The organism is Arthrobacter sp. AIWTK1, assembly GCF_056680535.1.
Genome location: NZ_CM155287.1, coordinates 1,249,617 through 1,273,287, shown reverse-complemented (window position 1 = coordinate 1,273,287; position 23,671 = coordinate 1,249,617). Strand labels below are relative to the sequence as shown.

21 protein-coding genes and 1 tRNA gene are annotated in these 23,671 nt (G+C 65.7%); 9 read left to right on the top strand and 13 right to left on the bottom strand.

Annotation, left to right across the window (positions count from 1 at the left end):
* Window positions 1-52 precede the first annotated feature (52 nt).
* Complete coding sequence (gene mca, locus AC1MDG_RS05965; RefSeq protein WP_479808112.1) at window positions 53-958, bottom strand: mycothiol conjugate amidase Mca; 906 nt, start codon at window positions 956-958, stop codon at window positions 53-55.
* A 95-nt stretch (window positions 959-1,053) separates the two neighbouring features.
* Here mca and AC1MDG_RS05960 point away from each other — a divergent pair, with 95 nt between their 5' ends.
* Together AC1MDG_RS05960 and greA are read left to right on the top strand one after the other, a co-directional pair.
* Window positions 1,054-1,512 carry a DUF4307 domain-containing protein gene (locus AC1MDG_RS05960; RefSeq protein WP_043479423.1) on the top strand — a complete coding sequence of 153 codons (459 nt, stop codon included), beginning with the start codon at window positions 1,054-1,056 and terminating at the stop codon, window positions 1,510-1,512.
* A gap of 202 nt (window positions 1,513-1,714) precedes the next feature.
* Window positions 1,715-2,209, top strand: a complete 495-nt coding sequence (greA, locus tag AC1MDG_RS05955) for a transcription elongation factor GreA (RefSeq protein ID WP_011691028.1) — start codon at window positions 1,715-1,717, stop codon at window positions 2,207-2,209.
* 87 nt (window positions 2,210-2,296) lie between these two features.
* On the opposite strand, the gene AC1MDG_RS05950 is transcribed toward greA, so the two are convergent.
* The 4 genes from AC1MDG_RS05950 to AC1MDG_RS05935 form a co-directional block, all read right to left on the bottom strand.
* On the bottom strand, window positions 2,297-2,941 hold the full coding sequence (locus AC1MDG_RS05950) for a rhomboid family intramembrane serine protease (RefSeq protein ID WP_479808109.1): 645 nt from the start codon (window positions 2,939-2,941) through the stop codon (window positions 2,297-2,299).
* Between the two features lie 4 nt (window positions 2,942-2,945).
* Window positions 2,946-4,184, bottom strand: coding sequence for a threonine ammonia-lyase (gene ilvA, locus AC1MDG_RS05945; RefSeq protein ID WP_043479377.1), 1,239 nt, complete (start codon window positions 4,182-4,184; stop codon window positions 2,946-2,948).
* 3 nt (window positions 4,185-4,187) lie between these two features.
* Window positions 4,188-5,528: an AI-2E family transporter gene (locus AC1MDG_RS05940; RefSeq protein ID WP_479808107.1), complete on the bottom strand. Its 1,341-nt coding sequence runs from the start codon at window positions 5,526-5,528 to the stop codon at window positions 4,188-4,190.
* A 98-nt stretch (window positions 5,529-5,626) separates the two neighbouring features.
* Entirely contained in the window at window positions 5,627-6,646 is a 1,020-nt protein-coding gene (locus AC1MDG_RS05935) for an aldose 1-epimerase family protein (protein ID WP_479808105.1), read from the bottom strand.
* 182 nt (window positions 6,647-6,828) lie between these two features.
* Here AC1MDG_RS05935 and galT point away from each other — a divergent pair, with 182 nt between their 5' ends.
* From galT to AC1MDG_RS05920, 3 genes are read left to right on the top strand one after another with little or no spacing between them, the layout of a single operon-like run.
* Window positions 6,829-7,989, top strand: a complete 1,161-nt coding sequence (galT, locus tag AC1MDG_RS05930; RefSeq protein ID WP_479808103.1) for a galactose-1-phosphate uridylyltransferase — start codon at window positions 6,829-6,831, stop codon at window positions 7,987-7,989.
* Window positions 7,986-9,191 carry a galactokinase gene (gene galK, locus AC1MDG_RS05925; protein ID WP_479808102.1) on the top strand — a complete coding sequence of 402 codons (1,206 nt, stop codon included), beginning with the start codon at window positions 7,986-7,988 and terminating at the stop codon, window positions 9,189-9,191. Before galT ends, galK begins: the two co-directional genes overlap by 4 nt.
* 20 nt (window positions 9,192-9,211) lie before the next feature.
* Window positions 9,212-10,450: an acetyl-CoA C-acetyltransferase gene (locus AC1MDG_RS05920; RefSeq protein ID WP_479808100.1), complete on the top strand. Its 1,239-nt coding sequence runs from the start codon at window positions 9,212-9,214 to the stop codon at window positions 10,448-10,450.
* A 95-nt stretch (window positions 10,451-10,545) separates the two neighbouring features.
* Here the strand turns inward: AC1MDG_RS05920 and AC1MDG_RS05915 are convergent, their stop codons facing one another.
* Window positions 10,546-11,487 carry a Bax inhibitor-1/YccA family protein gene (locus AC1MDG_RS05915; RefSeq protein WP_479808098.1) on the bottom strand — a complete coding sequence of 314 codons (942 nt, stop codon included), beginning with the start codon at window positions 11,485-11,487 and terminating at the stop codon, window positions 10,546-10,548.
* Between the two features lie 495 nt (window positions 11,488-11,982).
* Here AC1MDG_RS05915 and AC1MDG_RS05910 point away from each other — a divergent pair, with 495 nt between their 5' ends.
* The 4 genes from AC1MDG_RS05910 to AC1MDG_RS05895 are packed head-to-tail and all read left to right on the top strand — an operon-like array spanning window position 11,983 to window position 16,068.
* Window positions 11,983-13,278, top strand: coding sequence for a branched-chain amino acid ABC transporter permease (locus tag AC1MDG_RS05910; protein WP_235347282.1), 1,296 nt, complete (start codon window positions 11,983-11,985; stop codon window positions 13,276-13,278).
* A gap of 11 nt (window positions 13,279-13,289) precedes the next feature.
* Window positions 13,290-14,258, top strand: a complete 969-nt coding sequence (locus AC1MDG_RS05905) for a branched-chain amino acid ABC transporter permease (protein WP_479808095.1) — start codon at window positions 13,290-13,292, stop codon at window positions 14,256-14,258.
* Window positions 14,255-15,301, top strand: a complete 1,047-nt coding sequence (locus AC1MDG_RS05900; protein WP_479808094.1) for an ABC transporter ATP-binding protein — start codon at window positions 14,255-14,257, stop codon at window positions 15,299-15,301. The genes AC1MDG_RS05905 and AC1MDG_RS05900 overlap by 4 nt, the downstream gene beginning before the upstream one ends.
* On the top strand, window positions 15,298-16,068 hold the full coding sequence (locus AC1MDG_RS05895) for an ABC transporter ATP-binding protein (protein WP_043479364.1): 771 nt from the start codon (window positions 15,298-15,300) through the stop codon (window positions 16,066-16,068). The genes AC1MDG_RS05900 and AC1MDG_RS05895 overlap by 4 nt, the downstream gene beginning before the upstream one ends.
* A 216-nt stretch (window positions 16,069-16,284) precedes the next feature.
* Here AC1MDG_RS05895 and AC1MDG_RS05890 read toward each other — a convergent pair whose 3' ends face one another.
* The 7 genes from AC1MDG_RS05890 to AC1MDG_RS05860 form a co-directional block, all read right to left on the bottom strand.
* Window positions 16,285-17,634 carry an ABC transporter substrate-binding protein gene (locus tag AC1MDG_RS05890; RefSeq protein WP_479808092.1) on the bottom strand — a complete coding sequence of 450 codons (1,350 nt, stop codon included), beginning with the start codon at window positions 17,632-17,634 and terminating at the stop codon, window positions 16,285-16,287.
* A gap of 226 nt (window positions 17,635-17,860) precedes the next feature.
* Window positions 17,861-17,934 (bottom strand) — tRNA-Leu (locus AC1MDG_RS05885).
* Between the two features lie 20 nt (window positions 17,935-17,954).
* Complete coding sequence (locus tag AC1MDG_RS05880; RefSeq protein ID WP_479808090.1) at window positions 17,955-18,899, bottom strand: N-acetyltransferase; 945 nt, start codon at window positions 18,897-18,899, stop codon at window positions 17,955-17,957.
* A 65-nt stretch (window positions 18,900-18,964) separates the two neighbouring features.
* Entirely contained in the window at window positions 18,965-20,434 is a 1,470-nt protein-coding gene (locus AC1MDG_RS05875; RefSeq protein ID WP_479808088.1) for an NAD(P)/FAD-dependent oxidoreductase, read from the bottom strand.
* A gap of 54 nt (window positions 20,435-20,488) precedes the next feature.
* A complete protein-coding gene (locus AC1MDG_RS05870; RefSeq protein ID WP_479808087.1) occupies window positions 20,489-21,868 on the bottom strand; it encodes a S8 family serine peptidase in 1,380 nt (459 codons plus the stop codon).
* Between the two features lie 129 nt (window positions 21,869-21,997).
* A complete protein-coding gene (locus AC1MDG_RS05865) occupies window positions 21,998-22,945 on the bottom strand; it encodes a Ppx/GppA phosphatase family protein (protein ID WP_479808085.1) in 948 nt (315 codons plus the stop codon).
* A complete protein-coding gene (locus AC1MDG_RS05860) occupies window positions 22,942-23,646 on the bottom strand; it encodes a DUF501 domain-containing protein (protein ID WP_479809028.1) in 705 nt (234 codons plus the stop codon). Before AC1MDG_RS05860 ends, AC1MDG_RS05865 begins: the two co-directional genes overlap by 4 nt.
* Window positions 23,647-23,671 lie beyond the last annotated feature (25 nt).

The window sequence follows — 23,671 nt, the reverse complement described above, 5'->3', positions numbered from 1 at the left end:
TGGAGCGTTGTGAGGGCCCTGACTTCTACAGGGCATAGAAATGGGCCTGAACCTATCTTAGCCCTGCGAAGAGATCCTTTTCCGGCAGCTCAACCGGCACCCGCGACTGGATCAGGCTGTAGTCCTCCCAGGGCCACGCGCGGCGCTGCATGTCCGGAGACACTGCGAAGAAGAATCCCAGCGGATCCACCTGGGTGCGGTGCGCACGCAGCGCATCGTCCCGGGCTTCAAAGTAGTCCCCGCAGTCAATCTGCGTGGTGGTGGGGTGCGTCGGCGGCGGCGGGGTGTGGCCTTCGGCGTCAGCCTCGAGCCAGGCTGCCAGCCGCTCGGCGTAGGGCGACTGCAGGCCCGCCTCTTCGAGGGCGACGTGGAGAGCGCGGAACCGGTCAGGGCTGAAGGCGCGGTCGTAGTACAGCTTGCCGGGCGCCCAGGGTTCGCCGACGCCCTGGTACCGTTCCGGATCGCCGGCGGCTTCGAAGGCTTCGACGGCCACGCGGTGGGCCATGATGTGGTCCGGGTGCGGATAGCCGCCGTTTTCGTCGTAGCTTACGATCACGTGCGGCTTGAAGTCGCGCACCAGCCTGACCAGCGGAGCAGCTGCCACCTCCAGCGGCTGGAGGGCGAAGGATCCCGGCGGGAGCGGCGGCAGAGGGTCGCCTTCAGGAAGTCCGGAGTCGACGAAGCCAAGCCAGCGCTGGCGGATTCCCAGCACCTTGGCAGCGTTTTCCATTTCGAGGCGGCGGGCACCGGCCATGTCGCGTTTGGGGTGCGGCTCATGTTCCATGGCGGGGTTCTGGATATCGCCCCGGGACCCGTCCGTGCAGGTGGCCACCATGACGTCAACACCGGCCGCCGCGTACATCGCCATGGTGGCCGCACCCTTGCTCGACTCGTCGTCAGGGTGAGCGTGGACGGCCAGCAGGCGGAGCGGTTTTGACTGGCTTGCAGACGCTGTCATCTGAAACGGCTCACTTTCTTCGAATTTTGGGAGTGCGGGTTCACGGCAGCCGGGACGCGGAATTATCCCGTTCGGATCCACACTAAACTGGAACGGTGACTTCCGAGGATCAGCCGGCCACTTCGGCGCCGGCAACTACCACCCTAGCCAATCGATACGGGGGCCAAAAGCGTGCCCTCTCCGGCAAGGCCAAGCGCACCATCGGAATCGCAGCGCTGGCTGCAGGGATCGGCTTCATGGCATGGATCTCCACCTCCCTGAACAGTGAGACCGTATCGTTCAAGGACATCGGGTACAGCACCACGGACGCCACCCAGGCGGAGATCGATTTCCAGGTCACCAAGGAGCCCGGGACCAGCGTCAAATGCGCAGTCAAGGCGCTTGATGCCAAGTTCGCGGTGGTCGGCTGGAAGGTGGTCGATATCGGGCCGAACCCGGCGGACGCCACCGCTGACGGCGGACGCACCACGGTGCACCGCGCGGTGGTGCGCACGGAGTCATTGTCAGTTTCAGGAGTGGTGGACAGCTGCTGGATCCCTGACGGGAACAAATAGCAGACCGCAGTCCCGCCGGCGCTTTCTGCCGTGGCCTGTGACCCACGCCGCAGGCCTTCTTTGGTTTGTCCAGCGCATTGACTACAATGGATCAATACCTTCTACCCCGCTGAGCTGGTTGCTGAGTTCCATGAGTGGCCACCGTGGCGGGGTTTTACTTGTTTGGCCCCAAACTTGTTTGACCACGAAAAAGGAGAAGTCCGTGTCTACCACCAACAGCGCAACTGCAGCTTGGCTTACCCAGGAAGCTTTTGACCGCCTGAAGGCAGAGCTGGACCACCTCTCCGGCGCCGGCCGGGCGGAAATCGTCCAGAAGATCGAAGCTGCCCGCCAGGAAGGCGACCTCAAGGAAAACGGCGGTTACCACGCCGCCAAGGAGGAGCAGGGCAAGATCGAGGCCCGCATCCGCCAGCTCACCGTTTTGCTCCGCGACGCCCACGTGGGCGAGTCCCCGGCCGATGACGGAATCGTGGAGCCCGGAATGATCGTTGTCGCCAGGATCGCCGGCGACGAGGAGACCTTCCTGCTCGGGTCCCGCGAAATCGCGGGCGATTCGGACCTTGACGTCTTCAGCGAGAAGTCCCCCCTGGGCTCTGCGATCGTTGGCCACAAGGAGGGCGACAAGCTCAGCTACACCGCCCCGAACGGCAAGGACATCACGGTGGAGATCCTCTCCGCCAAGCCGTACGCAGGCTAGGAGCGCAGCTCCGGAACCACGGCAAAGCCTTAAGGCACGACGCCGGCCCTCCCCTCCGCGGGGACGGCCGGCGTCGTGCGTTAAGGCTTATTTCCTTGTGGCCTGGTCTTCCACCGACGGGCGTTCCTGCGGGAGCCCGCGGGGCCGTAGCAGCGTGGCGGCGGCGACGCCGCCCAGTGCTCCGCCCAGGTGGGCCTGCCAGGACACGAATCCTGCCACGCCGGGAAGGACTCCGAACAGGATCCCGCCGTAGCTAAGGAACAGGACGACTGACAGCGCTATCTGCCACCAGTTGCGGTTGAAGAACCCCCGGACCAGCAGGAAGGCAAAGAGGCCAAATACCAGGCCGGACGCGCCCACTGTGATCCCCCAGCCGCCGATCAGCCAGACCACTATGCCCGAGCCGAACCAGCTGAAGGCCACCGCGGTGACGAAGACCCTGAGCCCGGACATAAACACGAGGAAGCCGAAGATAATCAGCGGCAGTGCATTGGAGACGACGTGGCCAAGGTTGGCGTGGAACAGCGGGAACGTGAGGATGTCCACCAGTCCGTCGGCGCTGCGCGGACGGAGGCCGAACGTCCTGTTCAATGCGTGGAACGTGGCAGCATTGACGAACTCAATCGCAAACAGGATCACCACGAACAGCCCTGTGACCAACAGGCCGCCCTGGGCACGTGCGGCAGCAGTGTGCCTCACGTGCGGCCTGCCCCCCTGAGCCTCCGGCACCATTACCCTAGTGGACCACGATCGGCTGGAAGCCCTCGGCACGGAGCGCACCCAGGACCTGCTCGCAGTGCTCGTGGCCCTTGGTCTCCAGGTTCACGGTGATGGAAACATCGCCCATGCTGATGGAACCGCCCACGCGGGTGTGGTCCAGGCCGGTGACGTTGGCATCGTTCTCCGCGATGATGCGGGCGATCGTGGCCAGCGAACCGGGCCGGTCGTCCAGCATCATGCGGACCGTCATGTAGCGGCCGGCCGCAGAGAGGCCGCGCTGGATCACCTTCAGCATCAGCATCGGGTCGATATTGCCGCCGGAGAGGATCACGGCCGTGGTGCCGGGATTTTCGATCTTGCCGTCCATCAGGGCGGCGACGCCCACGGCGCCGGCCGGTTCCACCACCATCTTGGCGCGTTCCAGCAGGAAGATCAGCGCCCGGGCCAGGGAGTCCTCGCTGACAGTGACGACGTCGTCCACGAGTTCCCGGATGATGCTGAACGGCAGCTGCCCCGGGCGGCCCACGGCGATGCCGTCCGCCATCGTGGAGACCTTCTTCAACGGCACCAGGGCGTCTGCGGCGAGCGACGGCGGGTAGGCCGCGGCGTTTTCGGCCTGGACGCCGATGATCCGGATTTCCCGGCCCAGTTCCCTGGCCCTGGCTTTCACCGCCACCGCGACGCCGGCCAGCAGCCCGCCGCCGCCGACTCCCATCAGGATGGTGTCCACATTCGGAATCTGTTCCAGGATTTCCAGCCCCACCGTGCCCTGCCCGGCAACAACGTCCACGTTGTCGAACGGGTGGACGAAAACGGCACCGGTCTCATCGGCGTAGCGCTGGGCTTCGGCGAGCGCTTCATCCACGTTGTGTCCGTGGAGGACCACTTCGGCGCCGTGGCTGCGTGTGGCAGCAAGCTTGGGCAGGGCCACCCCCAGCGGCATGTAGATGCGGGCCTTGATGCCCAGGCTCTTGGCTGCAACTGCGACACCCTGGGCATGGTTTCCGGCCGACGCCGCCACCACGCCGCGCTTTTTCTCTTCGGCGGAAAGTTTCGCCATCCGGACGTAGGCGCCGCGGACCTTGAAGGAACCCGCCCGCTGGAGGTTTTCGCATTTGAAGAAGACCTCACCGCCCACCATGCTGCCCAATGCCCGCGAGGATTCCACCGGGGTCCGCGTAATAATCCCCTCAAGCAGCTTCTGCGCCTCCAGGACATTGTCCAACGTGACGGGCAGGCTATTGAGGGTTTTCACGAACTAGTCTCCTTTGGGGAATTCGGCTGGGGCGTCCTGGCCGGCATGTCCGGCGGGATTTCCCGTTGACTGTGCGGCGTCCTTGCCGCGGCCCGGGTTTGCGCCGGGAAGGTAGACATCCTTGAAGGTGTTGTCCTGGCTGGGTCCGGAGCCCCCGGTTACACCCGGGCCCTCCGCCACCAGCACATCTTCATGTTCCCACGTTCTGGCAGCAATATATCGAATCGCCGAGTTTGCTACGGCGAGGATGGGCACCGAGAAGAGCGCTCCGGGGATGCCGGCGAGGTAGGAGCCGGCCGCCACGGACAGGATAACGGCCACCGGGTGAAGGGCCACCGCCTTGCCCATCACGAGCGGCTGCAGGATATGGCTCTCCAGCTGCTGGACCAGCAGCACGATCCCCAGCATGATCAGCGCATTGACCCAGCCGTTGGCCACAAGGGCAAGGAGCACAGCCACGGCCCCGGTGACCAGGGCGCCAACGATCGGAATGAACGAACCGATGAAGACCAGCACACCCAGCGGAAGCGCGAGCGGCACTCCTATGATGGCGGCGCCCACGCCGATACCCACAGCGTCCACGAATGCCACAAACATCTGGATGCGGGCGTAGCTGACCATGGACGCCCAGCCTTTGCGGCCCGCTCCGAAGGTGGCGGCGCGGGCTTTGCGTGGCAACAGGCGGACCAGGAAACCCCAGATCCGGTCGCCTTCCAGGAGGAAGAAGATCAGGACGAACAGCGCGAGGATGAGTCCCGCGGCGAAATGCCCGGCCGTGCTGCCGAAGGACAAGGCCCCGCTCAGGATGCTGCTGCTGTTGTTTTGCAGCGCATCCGATGCCTCCTTCAGGTACTGGTCGATCTGGGCCGCCGTGAGGTGGAGCGGACCGTCCGCCAGCCAGCCCTGGATCTGTTGGATCCCGGCCAGCGCCTCGCTCCACAGTTCACTGAAGCCCGAAACCAGCTGCCGCCCCACGAGCGCCAGGGAGCCGCCGATGAGGCCGAGGAAGCCCAGCACGGTGATGGCAACGGCGCCTCCGTTGGGGACGCGCCGGGCCTTGAGCCAGCGCGTAACCGGACTGAGCAGGCCGGCCAGCAGGGCGGCCACCATCACCGGAATGATCAGGAAACTGATCTTGCTCAGCAGCCAGATCAGTGCAGCAACAACGAGCAGGATCAGCCCGAGCCGCCACGCCCACGAGGCAGCGATCCGCACACCGTAGGGAATGTCCTGGTCCAGTTCACGGTCGGTTACCACCCGCAAAGGGCCGGCTGCGGCGGGCGATGCCGTGCCGTGGCGGGGATCCGGGCTCTGGTTTGGTGCGGCGTCCTCAGCTGGCGTCATAGCCTAATACTTCCCCAGCAGGGCCCCGATGGGAAACCGCCACGGCCTCCAGCCGCCATCGGCACCGCAGCACCCGTATGGGCCTGCAGGGCCCGGGGCTACAGCGAGGCGCTGATGCCCCAGGTCATCGTGAACGACTCCCCTGCCGGCAGCCAGCGCAGGCCGTCGCCGCTGTTGAACGCGTTCGCCGGGCCGGTCATGGGTTCGATGGCAACGGCTTTCGGCCTGCCGGGGAACTGGTCCGTCACGAAAACGTGAACGTAGCCGCAGCTCTCGTCCTGCCAGAGACTCACACTGCGGCCATCGGACGCCTTCAGCGTTTGGCGGGCCACGCCGCCGTCGAACGTCAGGTCCGTGTAGGCGACGTCGATATCCAGCTCGGACACCGTCCGGCCCCCGCGCAGGTCCGCGCCGCCGCTGACCGGCTCCGAGCTGCGGGGTATGAGCCGCTCATCTGCCACGAGCCGGGTGCCGGCACCCACCGTCAGGACCAGGTCCGAGGCGGGCACGTCGCCCAGCCTGAGGTAGGGATGGGATCCGAGGACGAAGGGGGCGGATGCCTGGGAATCGTTGATCAGGGTCTGGCGGACGACAAGCCCCAGGTCTTCGCCCAGAAGGTACTGGACGCGGTGCCGCACCAGGAAGGGGTATCCGTGCTGCGGGAAGACCGGCGCCTCCAGGGTCACGGAGAACTCCGATTCGTCCACGAGCTCATAGGAGGCGTTTCGCAACAGGCCGTGGCTGGCGTTGTTGCGGGACACTTCGGTGATGTCCAGCTGCTGCTTTTTGCCGTTCAGGTACCACACGCCGTCTTCAACCCGGTTGGCCCAGGGCGCCAGCGTGATTCCGGTTGCGCCCGGAGGGATGTCCCCGTCTCCGTACGTTTCCGTAAGCTGGACGCCCGCCCGGGAGTAAAGCCGAAGGCCCGCGGCCAGCTCCGTGATCACGGCAAAGGCTTCACCGCGGCGGAGCTCATACTGCCTGCCGGAGGCGTAGCGGCGCGGCGCATCCCCGGTGCCCGGGTCCCCTGCGGCGCCCGGGTTCCCCGTGGCGGAGGCCTCGGTGGTGTCGGGGGCGGCGGTGTCGCTGTGGCCGGAGTGGGGTGCGCTCGGAGTCATGGCCACAACGGTACCTGCTCAGGCTCGCCGCCTCATCCCGTCGGGACTTCCAGGCAAATCGGTTGTTAACTTTTGTTCGAAACTATTTCTTTTTGATCGTTTTGTGGGAGAATTGAAATGCCTGCTGCCCCGCCCCTTGACGGCGGGACTCCGATGGCCGCCGCTCGTAAAGGACTAGACGCATGACACACATCACCAGCACCAACCTTGCCGATGGCCGGGAGCTGCTCTACTTCGACGACGCCACGGCAGACGGCGGTTCGGCCGGAAGGACCGCACGCAACCCGGAGGAAACCCCCGACCGCCGCGAGCTGCCGGCCCGGAGCGAGCCGGGCGAAGTCAGGTTCGACGCCCTCACCGGCGAGTGGGTGGCCGTGGCCGCGCACCGGCAGAGCCGCACACACCTGCCCCCTGCGGACCAGTGCCCCATCTGCCCGACGACCCCGGCCAACCCCTCCGAGATTCCGGCACCGGACTACGACGTCGTCGTGTTCGAGAACCGCTTCCCCTCCCTCGGCCCGGCCCTGGGACCGGTCCCCGCCGACGCCGGCTGGGGAACCACCGGCACGGCGTTCGGCCGGTGCGAGGTGGTGTCCTTCACCCCGGAGCACACCGGTTCCTTCAGCGGGCTCAGCGAAGTCCGGGCACGCACCGTCGTCGAGGCCTGGGCGCACCGCACCGGGGCCCTCAACGCGCTGCCGGGCATCCGGCAGGTCTTCCCGTTCGAAAACCGCGGCGCGGACATCGGCGTGACCCTTCACCACCCGCACGGCCAGATCTACGCCTACCCCTACGTCACGCCGCGCGCAGCGGTGATGGGCGCTGCCGCCCGGAAATTTTACGACGACGCCAACGGCCGCCGGACGCTGACCGGCTCGCTGTTGCGGTCCGAACGCGAAGACGGCAGCCGCATGGTCCTCGAAGGCGAGAACTTCAGCGCCTACGTCCCGTTTGCGGCCCGCTGGCCGCTGGAAGTGCACCTGGTTCCCCACCGCCAGGTGCCGGACCTCGCGGCGCTCAGCGGCGAGGAGAAGGACGAACTTGCCCATGTGTACCTGAACCTGCTCAAGCGGCTCGACGCCCTCTATCCGACGCCCACCCCCTACATTTCGGCCTGGCACCAGGCCCCGCTCGATGACCTGCTCCGGCCGGCCGGCTACCTCCACCTCCAGCTGACCTCCCCGCGGAGGGCGGAAGATAAGCTCAAGTACCTGGCCGGCTCCGAAGCGGCCATGGGTGCTTTCATCAACGACACCACCCCGGAACTCGTGGCGGAGCGGCTGCGCACCGTCACCGTTCCCGCATCAGCCCCCAAGCCAATCCCGGAAGGCGCACACGCATGACCGCCCCAGCAGGCAGCAACACCCCCGGCAACAGCAACCCCGGCGACAGCAAGCCGGGAAACAAGGACCTCGAAGCACGGTTCCGGGACGCTTTCGGTTCCGTCCCGGACGGCATCTGGCAGGCGCCGGGCCGCGTGAACCTGATCGGCGAGCACACCGACTACAACGACGGCTTCGTGCTCCCGTTCGCCATCGACAGGACGGCCCGGGTGGCCGTCCGGGTGCGGTCCGACTCGACGCTCCGGCTGCTGTCCACCTACGGAGACCAAGGCATGACCACGGCGGACACGTCGTCATTGGACGGCTCGCGTGCCAAAGGTTGGACGAAATATCCGCTCGGCGTCATCTGGGCGCTGCAGGAACGTGGCATCGACGTGCCCGGCCTTGACCTGCTGCTGGACTCCGACGTTCCTTTGGGCGCCGGGCTCTCCTCGTCCCACGCCATTGAGTGCGCCGTCATCTCGGCGCTGAACGACCTGACCGGCGCAGGGATGAAAGCCGAGGAAATGGTGCTGGCCACCCAGCGCGCCGAGAACGACTTCGTGGGAGCGCCGACCGGCATCATGGACCAGTCCGCGTCATTGCGCGGCGCCAAGGGCCATGCCGTGTTCCTCGATTGCCGGGACCAAAGTGCCCGGCTCGTGCCGTTCGAGACGGAGCCGGCCGGCCTGGTCCTGCTGGTGATCGATACGAAGGTTTCCCATTCACACGCCGACGGCGGCTATGCATCGCGCCGCGCCTCATGCGAGCTCGGGGCCGAAGTGCTGGGCGTCAAAGCGCTCCGCGACGTGGGTGTGGAGGATCTCGACGAAGCCAGCGGCCTCCTGGATGAAGTCACGTTCCGCCGGGTCCGCCACGTCGTCACCGAGAACGACCGCGTCCTGCAGACCGTGGAACTCCTCGGCTCAGCCGGACCCGGCGCCATCGGGCCCCTCCTTGATGCGAGCCACCGTTCCATGCGTGACGACTTCGAGATCTCGTGCCCCGAACTGGACCTGGCCGTCGACACCTCCCGGGCCAGCGGAGCCATCGGCGCCCGCATGACAGGCGGCGGTTTTGGCGGGGCGGCTATCGCCCTCACGCCGGTGGCCGCCGAGCAGCAGGTGCGTACCGCCGTCGAGCAGGCCTTTTCCCGCGCCGGTTTCAGGAAGCCGGACATCTTCACCGTTACCCCGGCGGCCGGAGCGATGCGGCTCGCATAGCTCGGGCGTAGGCTGGGCGCATGCCAGAAGCAGTCATTGTTTCCACTGCCAGAAGCCCGATCGGACGCGCTTTCAAGGGCTCCTTGAAGGACGAACGTCCGGACGACCTTGCCGCGGCAATGGTCACGGCGGCCTTGGACAAGATTCCGTCCTTCGACCCCCGCGGAGCGGACGGCGCGGGCCTGGACGACCTTTACCTGGGCTGCGCCGAACCGAGCGGTGAAGCGGGTTCCAACATGGCCAGGGTGGTCACCATCCTGGCCGGACTGGACAACGTTCCCGGTGCCACCATCAACCGGTTCTGCGCCTCCAGCCTGCAGACCATCCGGATGGCATTCCACGCCATCAAAGCGGGCGAAGGGGACGCGTTCGTTACGGCCGGCGTGGAGTCCGTGTCCCGTTATCCGAACTGGACCGGGGCCGGGGAAACCGACGCCGGCAACCACAACCCGCTCTTCGACGCGGCGCGCCGGCGGACCGAGGCGCGGGCCGCATCCAACACGCCATGGACCGATCCCCGGCTGGGCGGGCGGATGCCGGACATCTACATCGCGATGGGACAGACTGCGGAAAACGTGGCCACTACCTACGGCATTTCCCGTGCCGAGCAGGATGAATGGGCGGTCCTGAGCCAGAACCGTGCCGAAGCGGCCCTGGCGGCCGGGTTCTATTCGCGCGACATCACCCCGTACACGCGCCGCGACGGCACCGTGGTGGACCGGGACGACTCGCCGCGCACCGGAGTCACGCTCGAAGGCGTGGCCGCGCTCCAGCCCGTGTTCCGCAGTGAAGGGACAGTCACCGCCGGCAACGCGTGCCCGCTGAACGACGGTGCTGCCGCCGTGGTGGTGATGAGTGATGACCGGGCCCGGGAGCTCGGACTCGAGCCGCTGGCACGGATTGTTTCGACGGGCGTCAGCGCACTCTCCCCCGAACTCATGGGCATGGGTCCGGTGGAGGCAACCCGTCAGGCTTTGGCTCGGGCCGGGCTGGGCATGGGGGACATCGACCTCGTGGAGCTCAATGAGGCGTTCGCCGTTCAGGTGGTGGCCAGCGCGCGCGAACTGGGCATCGACCACTCGCGGCTCAACGTCCACGGCGGGGCGATCGCCCTCGGGCACCCGTTCGGCATGACCGGCGCCCGTATGACCACCACCCTGCTCAATGGGCTTCAGCAGCGCGGCGGAACGCTCGGGCTGGCGACCCTGTGCGTCGGCGGCGGCCAGGGCATGGCAGTGGTTTTCGAGCGGCTCAGTTAGGCACCTCGACTACGCAGAACGGGCCCCGCCGTTTGGCGGGGCCCGTTCCAGTTAATTCAGATCTAAATGCACGACGCCGCGTGCCGGCTGGGGTGCTAGTCGTCGCCGCGGAGGATCGCCAGCAGGCGGATGATCTCCACGTACAGCCAGACGAGTGTCACCGTGAGACCGAAGGCGGCGGTCCAGGAGAACCGTTCCGGCGCGCCGTTGCGGACGCCCTCTTCGATGCTGGTGAAGTCCATGATCAGCGAGAAGGCAGCGAGGCCGATGGCCAGCAGGCCGATGAAGACGCCCAGCGGGATGCCGAAGATCTCCATGCTGCGCAGGCCGAACATTTCAGTTTGCAGACCCGTCAACATCATCACCATGTTGACCAGTGAGAAGACCGCGTAGCCGATAATCGCGATCATGAAGAAGCGCATCGCCTTGGGGGTGGCGCGGACCTTGCCGCTCTTGAACAGGAGCAGCGTCACGCCGAAGACGGACAGCGTGCCGATGACAGCCTGCAGCCCGACTCCCGGATACATGCCGTCGAGGACGCGGGTCAGGCCGCCCAGGAAGAGCCCTTCCAGGCCCGCGTACGCCAGGATGAGGGCCGGTGACGGCTGCTTCTTGAACGTGTTGACGAGGGCGAGGACGAAGCCGCCCAGCGCGCCCACGATCATCAGCAGTGAGGCCAGCGGCATGCTCACGAAGAGCGTGACTGCCGCACCGGCCATCAGCACACCGAGGCAGGCGGCCGTCTTGATGATGACGTCGTCAAACGTCATCCGCCCGGTCTCTGCCGGGCCGGCAGCCGGCTGGTTGTACATCTGCTGCAGCTGATCATGGGTCAAGTTCTGCTGCTGGGCCATCCAGCCGCCCTGGGCGTCCATGACCTGGCCCGGAGCGCGGCCCGGACCCTGGCCGTACGGGCCCTGCCCGTACTGGGGCTGGCCGTAGGGGTTCTGGCCGTACTGCGCCTGCGGAACAGGCGGTGCCTGGGTGGCTCCACGGAAATTCTTTCCGTTGAAGATCGGGTTTCCGCCAAGTGCCATTGCGGGTGTCCTCCAAATAAAGGGGGTAGGTGGTGATCCTGATAACTCAAGGTACCAATTCCCACGCGCAGGGGGCAGGGATAGTTCCCACTCGAGGCCAGCCGAAACGCAACCGTGACATGGGCGGCAGGCGGGCGTGACGCAGGCCACCGGCACGCGCCGGCAACGACTGTTTAGGAATACTCGGGCTCAACAAAAGTTTTCTTTAGCAGAACTGCATCAAACCTGAGGCTGAGCTTCACTGTTGTTATCTGATCGCGATCTTAGGCCCGCCCGCGCGAGGCATCATTGATCCCCGCTGGCTGTAACATAAGCCCAAGCAGGGTGACTGACATCACAAGGTATCCGGTGTGTCTACCGCATATTTAGCGCCACGACTACGTCCCCCCGCTCCGTTCGCAGTGGTTGTAAAGGCGCAACCCAGTCCACCCCCATGTGGAGGTTTTCATTTTGAGAAGCACACCGAGAGGCCTGCCGCACAGACGGCGCGGCGGATTGCTGAAGACGTTGGGGGCCATATTTGCCGCCGTCGTTGCAATCCTCCTTGTCGTTGCCCCGGCATCCCAGGCCACTACCCCCTCGCCGACACCATCCCCGTCGAACCAGCAGTTCCAGAACAGCATCAGCGGCTTCCTCCGGGACGACACCCGGGCACCCATCGCTGACGTTACGATCACCGCCAAGAGCGGCGATTTCACCGGGACCGCAAAATCGGGCGCCAACGGTTCATGGAGCATCGGAGTCCCGGTCCAGGGCACCTACGAAGTAGAGCTGGACACGTCCACTCTTCCCGAAGGCATCAAGCTCGCTGACGGACAGGAAAATCCCCGCAAAGTCACTTTCAGCCAGACTTCCAACCTCTCCGTGATCTTCGCCTTCGGCAAAGGCATCGTGGTCCAGCAACAGGACTTCGGCCAGAACCTGCTCAACAGGCTCGTGGCCGGCCTGAGCTTCGGCCTCCTGCTGGCACTGGCCTCGGTCGGACTCTCGCTCATTTTCGGAACCACCGGCCTCACCAACTTCGCCCACGGCGAGATGGTCACGTTCGGTGCGGTCCTTGTCTTCGCCTTCAATGCGATGAGCCTGCCGTTCTGGCTGGCGGTGGTCCTTGCCCTGCTCGGCGGCGGCCTGTTCGGCTACGTCCAGGATGCCGGCCTCTGGAAGCCGCTGCGCCGCCGCGGGACAGGCCTCGTCCCCATGATGATTGTCAGCATCGGCCTGGCACTCGCAGTCCGCTATGTCATCCAGTTCTTCTTCGGCGGATCAACCCAGCAGCTGCCGTACGCCCAGAGCGCCGAAATCCAGATTGGGCCGGTGTCGATCTCGCCGAATAACCTTTGGTCGCTGGTCATCAGTGCCGTCGTGATCGCGCTGATCGGCTTCATTCTCCTGAAGACCCGCCTGGGCAAAGCCACCCGCGCAGTCGCCGACAACCCTGCCCTCGCGGCGGCCTCCGGCATCGACGTCGACAACGTCATCCGGATCGTCTGGGTGGCGGGCGGCATGCTGGCTTCCCTTGGCGGCATCCTCTGGGCCTACTACCGGCCCGGCGTCACGTTCGACATGGGTTCGCAGATCCTGTTGCTCATCTTCGCAGGCGTGACCCTGGGCGGCCTCGGCACCGTATTCGGCGCGTTGATCGGATCCATCATCGTCGGCATCTTCGTGGAGCTGACCACCGTGTTCGGCCTGGCCGCCGACCTCAAATATGTGGGAGCACTGTTCATCATGATTGTTGTCCTCTTGTTCCGGCCGCAGGGCATCCTGGGCCGTCGCGAGCGCGTGGGTTAGGAGACACAGCCATGGACTTTGGATTTATTTTTTCCAGCGCTGCCGGTGAACTGTTCAGCCCGACGACGGCGGCGTACGCGCTTGCCGCGCTCGGCCTCGCCGTTCACTTCGGCTACTCCGGCCTGCTGAACTTCGGCCAGGCAGGCTTTATGGCCGTAGGCGCCTACGGCTTCGCCATCTCCACCCTCACCTTCGGCGTGCCGTTCTTTGTCGGCCTGCTGATCGCCGTCATCTGCTCGGCGATCTTCGCGCTGTTACTGGGTATACCAACCCTGCGCCTGCGCGCCGACTACCTGGCCATCGTGACGATCGCGGCGGCTGAAATCGTCCGCTACATCGTCACCACCAACCAGCTGACCTCCGTGACGGGCTCCGCCAACGGCCTGGCCGCCTTCGAAGGCGGGTTCTATTCCATGAACCCGTTCCCCGAGGGCTCCTATTTCGGCATGAACAACAGGGACTTCTTCATCCGCGTAGTGGGCTGGGGCCTCGTGATCGTCTGCTGCACCCTCGTGTGGCTCCTGATGCGGAGCCCGTGGGGACGAGTCCTGAAGGGTATCCGCGAGGACGAGAACGCGGTCCGGTCGCTGGGCAAGAACGTCTACGCCTACAAGATGCAGGCGCTGGTGATCGGCGGCATCCTCGGCGCCCTCGCCGGCATGATCTTCACCCTCCCCCGCGGTGCAGTCCAGCCGGCCAACTACGGCACCGAGCTGACGTTCTTCCTGTACACGTGCCTGCTGTTGGGCGGACTCGGGACGGTGCTGGGCCCGGTGGTGGGCGCAATGATCTTCTGGGTGGTGCTTTCGCTCACCCAGGGCATTCTGTACGGCCTGATCGAGTCCGGGGCGGTGACGTGGCTGAATACGGTCCAGGCCGGTCAGCTGAGGTACATCCTCGTGGGTGTCGCCCTGATGCTGCTGATGATCTTCCGGCCCCAGGGCGTCTTCGGTAATAAGAAGGAGTTGGCGTTCGCATGAGTGAGCAACGCAATGTGCCCCCGTCAAAGGGCACCGGGTACAGCGGTACCACTGACGGAATCGACTACATGACGGACACCCGGCCGATCGCAGCCGGCGAAACGGCGCCCGGCTGCAAGAAGCGGGATCCGATCGTCGTCGCCGAAAACGTCACCCGCAGCTTCGGCGGCATCAACGCCGTCGACGTCGAATACCTTGAGATCCCCCGCCACAAAATCACGGCTCTGATCGGTCCCAACGGGGCCGGCAAGACCACCCTCTTCAACCTGCTGACGGGCTTCGATACGCCGAACTCCGGCAAGTGGCAGTTCGAAGGCAACAGCCTCGCCGGCGTCTCCCCCTACAAGGTGGCCCGGATGGGCATGGTCCGCACGTTCCAGCTGACCAAGGTGATGGGCAAACTGACCGTCATGGAGAACATGCGGCTCGGCGGCTCGGAGCAGCCAGGTGAGCGGCTTTCCAAGGCCCTGTTCAAGGGCATGTGGGGCGGCCGCGAAAGAGAAATCACGGCCCAGGCGAACGTCCTGCTGGAGAAATTCAAACTGGACGCGAAGAAGGACGACTACGCGGCATCGTTGTCCGGCGGCCAGCGCAAGCTGCTCGAGATGGCGCGGTCGCTGATGGTCAGGCCCAAGCTGGTGATGCTGGATGAGCCCATGGCCGGCGTCAACCCTGCCCTGACCCAGTCCCTCCTTGACCACATCAAGAACCTCAAGGCAGAAGGCATGACCGTGCTCTTCGTCGAGCACGACATGAACATGGTGCGCCACATTGCCGACTGGGTGGTGGTGATGGCCGAAGGAAAGATTGTCGCCGAAGGCCCGCCGGCAGAAGTCATGAAGAACCCCGCCGTGATCGACGCCTACCTGGGCGCCCACCACGACGTGGACCTTGGCGACGCCGAAGGCATCAAGGAACTGGCCGCCGAGCTTGTGGCCGACGAGGAGTCGATCGTGGGCACCGAGAACGCCGGAATCATCGCCGTCGACGTCGTGGCCGCTGACACGGAGGCGCCCGAAACCAGGAAGAAGGACACCGAATGAGCGCCACCAGCGCGGCAGCAGCCGCCACCCCGGCCGCCGCGGAACAGGCGGTAGTCAAGGTCACCAACCTGGTGGCGGGCTACATCCCCGGCGTTAACATCCTCAACGGCTGCAGCATCGAAGCCCGCAAGGGCGAACTGATCGGCATCATCGGCCCCAACGGAGCCGGCAAGTCAACGCTGCTGAAGGCGATGTTCGGGCTGGTGAAGGTGCACTCGGGGTCAGTGGTTGTCCGTGGCCAGGACATCACCGGGCTCAAGGCCAACAAACTCGTTGCCAAGGGCGTGGGCTTCGTCCCGCAGAACAACAACGTGTTCGCCACGTTGACGATCGAGGAGAACATGCAAATGGGCATGTTCCAGCGGCCCAAGGACTTCGCCGAACGGTTCGACTTCGTCACCAGCCTGTTCCCGGAGCTCGGTAAACGCCGTGCCCAGCGTGCCGGCTCGCTCTCCGGCGGGGAACGCCAGATGGTGGCCATGGGACGCGCTTTGATGATGGAACCGGCCGTCCTGCTGCTCGATGAGCCGTCGGCAGGCCTCTCCCCCGTCAAACAGGATGAGACCTTCCTGCGGGTCCACGAGATCAACCGGGCCGGAGTTTCGGTGATCATGGTGGAGCAAAACGCCCGCCGCTGCCTGCAGATTTGCGACCGCGCCTATGTGCTGGACCAGGGCAAGGACGCGTACACGGGCACCGGCCGGGAGCTCATGAAGGATCCCAAGGTGATCCAGCTGTACCTCGGCACGCTGGCGGACGAAGTCTAGACCGCCGCTACGAGCCGCGGAGGGGCCGTCACCGCCAGGTGGCGGCCCTTCTGCATGGTAGGGGGCCTGTGTCCCCTCCGGGCTCCGCTGGGACTCGCTCGGCGCCCTCAGTTCTAGAGTCACCATCGGTGCGGTCCCCTCGGCTCAGCCTGCGGGCACCAGAAAGCCCCCGCCCAAACGGACGGGGGCTTTCGTGCTATCCAGGTAGCGGCGGCTTTACAGCTTGCCGAATTCTTCCTTGGACGGCTTGTAGGTGTTGTCATCCTGGTACTCGTAGATGCCGATGTAGGCTTCCGTCGGGTCACCGGCGTCGGAGAAGGTCACCGGACCGGACTGGCCGTCGTAGTCGATGTCCTTGCCGTTGCGGAGCAGGGTCACGCAGGACGGGAAGTCGGTGCACTTCTCGCCGCCTTCGGAGACTGCCTTGAGCTGCTTGGCGATGTCGGTGCCCTTGGTGCTCTTGGCGGCTTCCGCAGCCAGGGCGATCAGGTTGACGGCGTCGTAGGACTCACCGGCGTAGCTGTAGTCCTTGAGTGCCGGGTCGATGGCCAGCAGCTTCTTCTTGAAGTCGTCCTTGGCGAACGTGCCCGGGATGGTGCCCTGGGCGCCCTTCAGCGTGCCCGCGGAGAAGTCCTTGCTGTAGTCCGACGTGTTGCCGTCCACCATGAACATCTGGGTTGGTTTGATGCCCTTGCCGGTCATCAGGGGAACGATGCTCTTGGCCTGGTCGAAGGTGATCAGGGCAATGGCGTCAGGCTTGGCCGCGATGACCTTGTCCACCTGGCTGCTGAACTGCGAGTCGCCTTCGTTGAAGAGTTCCTCGGCTACCACCTTGCCGCCGGCAGCCTCGAACGCAGACTTGACGTTCTTGGCCAGGCCGGTGCCGTACGCATCGTTCAGGACGATCATGCCGACGGTCTGTGCGCCACACGTAGCCATGTAGTTGCCGAGGACCTTGCCCTGCAGCACATCGGAAGGTGCCGTGCGCCAGTAGAGGCCCTTGTCATCCCAGGTGGTGAAGTCGGGAGACGTGTTCGCAGGCGAGAACTGGATGACGCCGGCACCGGTGATCTGGTTGATGACGGTCTTGGAAACGCCAGACGACGCAGCGCCGATGATGGCACTGACGCCGCTGCCCAGCAGCGCGGTGGTTGACTGCGTTGCAATATCCGTCTTGGTGTCACCGGAGTCGCGGTGGATCACTTCAACGGGCTTGCCCAGAACGCCGCCTGCGTCATTGACTTCCTTGATGCCCAGGTTCACACCGGCAATTTCGGGCGGGCCGAGGAACGCCAGAGACCCGGTTGTCGGCAGGAGCGAGCCGATCTTAAGCGGCGTGTCGGTGGTAGTGGTAGAAGCCGGAACCGAGCCGCCGGCGTTTGCCGGGGTGCTCGCGCCACCGCTGGCGCTGGGTGCGGGACAGGCAATCCCGGATGCCGCCGGAGTGGTGGAGCCTGTCGAACTCGGGGTGGACGAGCCGCCACAAGCCGTAGCCAGAAGGGCGACGCCGATGCTAAGCGCTGTGAGCTTAGCGACTCGCGGCGCCGCCTGGGGGAGTGAAATCATTAAGAGTCTCCTCGATCGAAAGGTGCGAACGGCCTTTGATGCGAATTACCAGGTGTTCCTGATTTAACTTCAAGCTAGTGCAATTTCTCCGCGAACATAAGTGACTATGATCACATCCTTATAACAGTCGTTGCATATGGGACACCACGGCGCGGACGTGCGGAAATGGTGAAGCAGCAGGCCGGAAGCGGGCACAGTGAAGCACGGCACAGCAAATGGAGGGAAGTACCCCAGGTGGGACTCGAACCCACAACACGCGGATTTTAAGTCCGCTGCCTCTGCCAATTGGGCTACTGGGGCGCCCGGTCAATGGTATCCCGTCAGAGCCGCTCAAAGGGCCCGGCATACCGGAACGTGCCGTGGATGCCGCCCGGCCAGACCGCGAGCGGGAGAAGCTGGAACGCATCCCCCCAGTGTGCCGTCGGCGGTTCGATACCCAGGGAAACTGACGGCACAAAGCCGAAACGGGAGTAGTAGTCCGGGCTGCCCAGCAGTGCGATGCCCCTCTCCCCCGCAGCGTTGGCACGGGAGACGGTTTCCTGCATAAGTGCCGTGCCAATGCCGTGGCGTTGCAGCCGCGGCACCACGGCGATGGGCCCAAGGCCCAGCAGCCCCAGGTCTCCCACCCGGCCCCGCGTGCTGATGACGTGGCCCACCACTTCGCCGTTCTGTTCTGCGACGATGCTGAACTCCGGCAGGTACTCCTCACAGTCGAACAGCTGTTTCAACAACCCCACTTCCGCTGGTTCACCGTCCGCGGGAAGCCCGGTTACCGGCGATACCGAGAAGGCCGCCGCCGTGAGCTCCAGGATGGCCGGCCTGTCCGCCGGCTGTTCGTTGCGCAGGATGAGTTGGGGCGCGGGCTTGTCGGTGCTTGCTGCGGCCAGTTCATGCAGTATTTCCAGGGCGCGGTCCGCGTCCGCCACCGGGACCAGGAGATGGTCGTGGTGGAATCCCGCGAGGACGTTGCAGCTGATCCGGGCATCGGTGAGTGCCGCACTGACTGCAGCGGTCAGCCCGATGGCCTCGAGCGACGAATGCACCTGAAGCGTGATCCAGGCGGCAACAAAGTCGTAGCGGAGCGCCAGCCTGTCAGCCTCGTCCCGGGGCAGCACTACCGTGAGCCCCTCCGCTTCCCGGACGGCTGCCTCGATGCCTGGAACCAGTGGCCTGCCGTAGGGCCACAGGACGTACACATACTCCCCTTGGCGCAGGACGGGGTGGATTGATGCCAGAAGGGTCCGGATGTCCTTTTCACCAGTCATTGGGCCATTAAACAACAACGGCGGCCGTTCCCCGGGGGAACGGCCGCCGTTGACGGCGCCGGTGGCTACTTGGTGTCAGCCGAAACAGTCTGCTTCTGCTGGCTGTTGCTGCCGGACTCGGCAGGCTTGTCAGCCGCCGGAGCAACGGGAGCCGCGGCCGGCTTAGGAGCGGGAGTGGCCGCAGCGACGAAAGCTCCGCGCGGGTTGTCCAGGTCCAAAAGCTGGGTGGTGTCGCGGCCTGCGAAGAAGCTGATGATCCAGTTGATGATCACCCGGAACTTGCGCTCGAAGGTGGGCATGGCCATGCCGTGGTAGCCGCGGTGGGCAAGCCAGGCCAAGGGGCCCTTGAGTCCGATCCGGCCCAGGAGGTTGATGTTGGCAACACCCTTCCATTCGCCGAAGCCGGCAACGGCGCCCAGGTTCTTGTGCTTGTAGTCCTTGAGTTCCTTGTCCCAACGGGAGGCCCACAGGTTCTTCGCGAGGCGCTTGGCCTGGCGAAGGGCGTGCTGCGCGTTCGGTACGCAGGTACCGTCCGGCAGGCCGCTGCCCGTGAGGTCCGGGACGGCGGCAATGTCGCCGGCAGCCCAGGCGTTCTCGATGATGCCTTCGTCACCGGCGATACGCAGGTCCGGAAGAACGCGGACGCGGCCGCGCGGCTCCAGCGGGAAGTCGGTGGAGCGGACCATCGGGTTGGCCTGCACGCCGGCAGTCCAGACGAGGGTGTCCGCTTCGAATTCCTGGGCGGGGGTCTTGTCCGGCAGGTTGATGAGCTTCAGGGAGCCCTCGGCGTTGTCCAGCGAGGTGTTCAGCAGGACTTCGATGCCGCGGCTGCGCAGGTGCTCCACGACCCAGTCGGCCTGCTTGGCGGTGACCTCGGGCATGATGCGGCCCATGGCTTCCACCAGGACGAAGCGGACTTCCTCCTGCTTGACGCGGGGGTTGTTCCTGACCGCCGCACGGGCGAGGTCTTCCATCTCGGTGATGCACTCGATGCCGGCGAAGCCGCCGCCAACCACCACGAAGGTGAGGGCGCGGGCGCGCTCGGCAGGATCGGCGATGGTGGAACCGGCTTCGATCCGCTCGAGGACCTTGTTGCGCAGCGCAACGGCTTCCTCGATGGTCTTCAGGCCGATGCCCTTGTCCGCCAGGCCCTTGATGGGGAAGGTGCGGGTGATGGCACCGGCGGCCAGTACGACGTCGAAGTACGGCACCTCAAAGTTGGGGCCGCCGTCGGACGGGGCAACCACGGCGGTCCGGTTGGCGTGGTCGATCGAGGTGACCCGGCCCTGGATGAGTTCCGTCTGCTTCAGGTGCTGACGGTGCGAGACGACAGCGTGGCGCGCCTCAATGTTTCCGCCGGCAACTTCCGGCAGGAAGGGCTGGTAAGTCATGTAGGGCAGCGGATCAACGACAGTGACGATGCCACCGGCATTCGCGATCTTGTTCTGCAGTTTGAGGGCTACGTACAGGCCGACGTACCCGCCGCCGACGACGAGTACCCTGGGACGGTCCTGGAGCTGTGGGGTTGTTGCCATGGTTCAAGAATACCGTAGTTTGTGAAAATCTTCACTAACTAATTCGTCCCCCCGTCAGGTTCCGTTCGAGTCCACCTTGTCCAGCACCCCGGTCTCGGGCTCGTCGCGCAGGTTCCCGGAGTTCCTGGACGCTAGTCGCAGCTGATATCCGGCGCCGCCCATGATGGCCAGGAAGAGCATTCCGAAACCGATGACAACCATGGCTGGAACCGCACTGTCCAGCTGGGACGGAGCTTCAGCCACCGGTATCGTGGCGGCGGGCAGCGTGGCGGGCGCACTCGTGGGGCTGTTGCCGGGTTCTGCCGCGGGGGTGGTTGCAGCGGACTCGCCACGGCGGTGGATCCGGATCCATTCGGCGACGGTGCCCAAGGGATTTACCTTCGTTTCGGGCACGTCGTCCTTCAACGCCGCCTCCGCGTTCAGCACGCCAAAGCCGTAGATGGGGTCCTTGCCCGGAGCACCGGCATCCTTGGCCGTCGTAACGATCCTGTTGATGACCTGGCTGGCTGTCATTTCGGGCCACTTCGAGCGGATCAGCGCTGCCACCCCGGACACGATCGGGGTGGCGCCGGATGTTCCGGCCCATTCTGCATAGCCGTCCCCGGGCATGCCGCCGATCAGGTCTTCGGCAGGTGCGGCCACGCCAATGCTGATGCCCTGGGACGACGAATCGACGCTGGCGGCGCCCGTGCGGTCCAGGCCGGCCACCGTCAGGACGCCGGGAATCGTTGCCGGCGCCCCCACCTGCACGTTGCCGCCCACGCGGTTGCCGGCCGCGGCAACGATGACCACGTCTTTTTGTTCGGCGTAGAGGAACGCGGCGTCCCAGCTCTGCGGCCATTCCGGTGAGGTACTGCCCAGCGAAATGTTGATCACCCGCGCGCCGTTATCCACGGCCCAGCGGACGGCGGCCGGGATCTGTTCCTGGTCGGTCTTGCCGCCGGGGTTCGGGGAGCCAAGCCAGGTGGACACCGACAGGATCTGCGCTTCGGGGGCGACGCCCACTATTCCGTCCGGGCCCGGCGCCGGCGTGGCGCCAGGGGTGGGGGTGGCCGTGGACTTCGGCGGCTGGTGGCCGCGGCCGGCCAGCATGGTTGCCACCAGGGTGCCGTGCTCCGGCTTCGAGCCGATGCTCTTCTGGCCGTCCGCGCTGCCGGCCCCGGAGGCATCGCTTCCGCCGACGACTGCGCCCTTCAAATCGGGGTGCTTGGCATCCACGCCGCTGTCGATGACGGCGACCTTGACGTTGGCACCCTTGGAAACGTCCCACGCTTTGGTGATGCCGGACTCTGCCAGCCAGTACTGCTTGTCCCGCCATGCGTCCGCGCGGGCTTCCGGCGCCGCAATCAGCGACGTTGCCAAGCTACCTGCGGCCAGGGCAATTGCAGTCACAGCGGAGGCCATCCGGCCCCAGCGGGTTGTTGCTCTGGTCATTCGGGTCCAATCGGCGTTACAGGTGATGGCGCAGCATGGAGGCAGGCTCCGGTCGCGTGGCATTGGCGGGACGGGGATCCGCTGATGCGGACCCCGGCTGATGCGAAGTCGTTAGCTGATGCCAACGCACTAACTGATACTCAGGGCAATTCCGTCGAGAATATCGTGTTCGCTGGCGACAGCCGAAGTGATCCTTCCCTCCGTTACCTCCGCCAGGCGTTCCAGGACACGGCGCCAAACCAGTCCGCCGGCGCCGATGACATCCACCCGGCCCGGGTGCATGTACGGAAGTTCCGCCCGTTCGGCCTTGGACATCCCGAGGAGGTCCGTGCACGCCTCGCCGAACGTGCCCAGCGGAAGCTCGGCTCCGTGGATCGCCGCGGGCGAGTATTCCGGCAGCCGCAGCGCATGGGCGGTAATGGTGGTGACGGAACCCGCTACCCCGACGACGGCGGTGCTGCGCTCCAGCGGAACGGCCCGTCCCGCCTCGGCGATGGCGGCGTCGACGTCGGCCTCCGCTGCGGCGATCTGCTCCGGCGACGGCGGGTCGTTGCGAAGGTGGCGTTCCGTCATCCGGACACAGCCGACGTCCACGGATTTGGCAGCGATGACGCCGCCGGCGTCGCCGAGCACGAATTCGGTGCTTCCGCCGCCAAGGTCCACCACCAGCACGGGGTCGGTGCCGCGGGACGGGAGGACACTGCTGGCGCCGGCGAAGGAAAGGGCGGCCTCTTCGTCGCCGGTGATCACCTCGGGCTCCACACCAAGGATCTCGCGGATGCCGTCCACAAAGACCTTACGGTTGCTGGCGTCGCGCGTGGCGGACGTGGCAACGAAGCGGACCTTCCCGGCCCCGTGTTCGCGGATCAGCGCCGCGTAGTCGGACGTGGCGGCGAAGGTGCGGTCCAGGGCTTCCTGCGCCAGTTCACCGGTTGCGTCCACGCCCTGGCCCAGGCGGACCACACGCATTTCGCGCACGACGTCGGTCAGCTTTGGGCTGTTCGCGGTTCCGTCCACGTCGGCGATCAGGAGCCGGATTGAATTGGTTCCGCAGTCTATGGCGGCAACTCTGGTCACTGGGCGGCCTCCGGGGAGTTTTCGGCGTTCTCTTCAGCGTGCCGCACGTTCTTGCGGACGGGCGCAGGACGGCCCACGATGGCGGGAAGGCCCTGCGGCCCGTGGCGGCTGAGGTCCCGGGAGGGCGCCTCCCCGCCGGTATCCCAGGCGCCGTCGCAGTAGCAGCGGTCCGCCGTCCACCATTCGCTGATGGCGGCAACGGCCTCGTCGCCGAGCGGATTGACTCCGGGACCGGCTGCGAGGGAATGGCCCACCAGGACGTGGAGGCATTTCACCCGGGTGGGCATCCCTCCGGCGGAAATACCGTCAATCTCGGGCACGGCGCCAATGCCGGACCGCTCGCCGATCTCCGCGCGGGAAACAAGGTAGGCATCATGGGCTGCCCGGTAGTCCGCGGCCAGACTGGAATCGTCGGCGAGGCGTTCGTTCATCCGGTTCATCAGGCCGGCGGCCTCGAGCCGGGACACTGCCGACGTGATGACCGGGTGGGTCAGGTAAAACGTGGTGGGGAACGGCGTTCCATTGCTGAGCCGCGGTGACGTCGCCGCGACCAGGGGGTTGCCGCAGATGCAGCGGGCAGGGATTTCCACGACATCGCGCACGGGCCGCCCCAACTGGCGGCTCAGGACGTCCAGGTCCCGGGCGGAGGGGTGGCTGTACGCGGGCACAGTCGAGGCTTCCTTAACAGGGTGCCCGCCCATGGCGTTGTCGCCTACTGCATTCTGG

Coding starts and splice junctions, on each gene's coding strand:
- AC1MDG_RS05900 (WP_479808094.1), top strand. CDS start 14,255: ATGAGTGAGCAACGCAATGTGCCCCCGTCAAAGGGCACCGGGTACAGC.
- AC1MDG_RS05860 (WP_479809028.1), bottom strand. CDS start 23,646: ATGGGCGGGCACCCTGTTAAGGAAGCCTCGACTGTGCCCGCGTACAGC.
- AC1MDG_RS05875 (WP_479808088.1), bottom strand. CDS start 20,434: ATGGCAACAACCCCACAGCTCCAGGACCGTCCCAGGGTACTCGTCGTC.
- AC1MDG_RS05880 (WP_479808090.1), bottom strand. CDS start 18,899: ATGACTGGTGAAAAGGACATCCGGACCCTTCTGGCATCAATCCACCCC.
- AC1MDG_RS05915 (WP_479808098.1), bottom strand. CDS start 11,487: ATGGCACTTGGCGGAAACCCGATCTTCAACGGAAAGAATTTCCGTGGA.
- galK (WP_479808102.1), top strand. CDS start 7,986: ATGACCGCCCCAGCAGGCAGCAACACCCCCGGCAACAGCAACCCCGGC.
- AC1MDG_RS05905 (WP_479808095.1), top strand. CDS start 13,290: ATGGACTTTGGATTTATTTTTTCCAGCGCTGCCGGTGAACTGTTCAGC.
- AC1MDG_RS05940 (WP_479808107.1), bottom strand. CDS start 5,528: ATGACGCCAGCTGAGGACGCCGCACCAAACCAGAGCCCGGATCCCCGC.
- AC1MDG_RS05920 (WP_479808100.1), top strand. CDS start 9,212: ATGCCAGAAGCAGTCATTGTTTCCACTGCCAGAAGCCCGATCGGACGC.
- AC1MDG_RS05950 (WP_479808109.1), bottom strand. CDS start 2,941: ATGGTGCCGGAGGCTCAGGGGGGCAGGCCGCACGTGAGGCACACTGCT.
- AC1MDG_RS05895 (WP_043479364.1), top strand. CDS start 15,298: ATGAGCGCCACCAGCGCGGCAGCAGCCGCCACCCCGGCCGCCGCGGAA.
- AC1MDG_RS05935 (WP_479808105.1), bottom strand. CDS start 6,646: ATGACTCCGAGCGCACCCCACTCCGGCCACAGCGACACCGCCGCCCCC.
- galT (WP_479808103.1), top strand. CDS start 6,829: ATGACACACATCACCAGCACCAACCTTGCCGATGGCCGGGAGCTGCTC.
- mca (WP_479808112.1), bottom strand. CDS start 958: ATGACAGCGTCTGCAAGCCAGTCAAAACCGCTCCGCCTGCTGGCCGTC.
- AC1MDG_RS05890 (WP_479808092.1), bottom strand. CDS start 17,634: ATGATTTCACTCCCCCAGGCGGCGCCGCGAGTCGCTAAGCTCACAGCG.
- AC1MDG_RS05870 (WP_479808087.1), bottom strand. CDS start 21,868: ATGACCAGAGCAACAACCCGCTGGGGCCGGATGGCCTCCGCTGTGACT.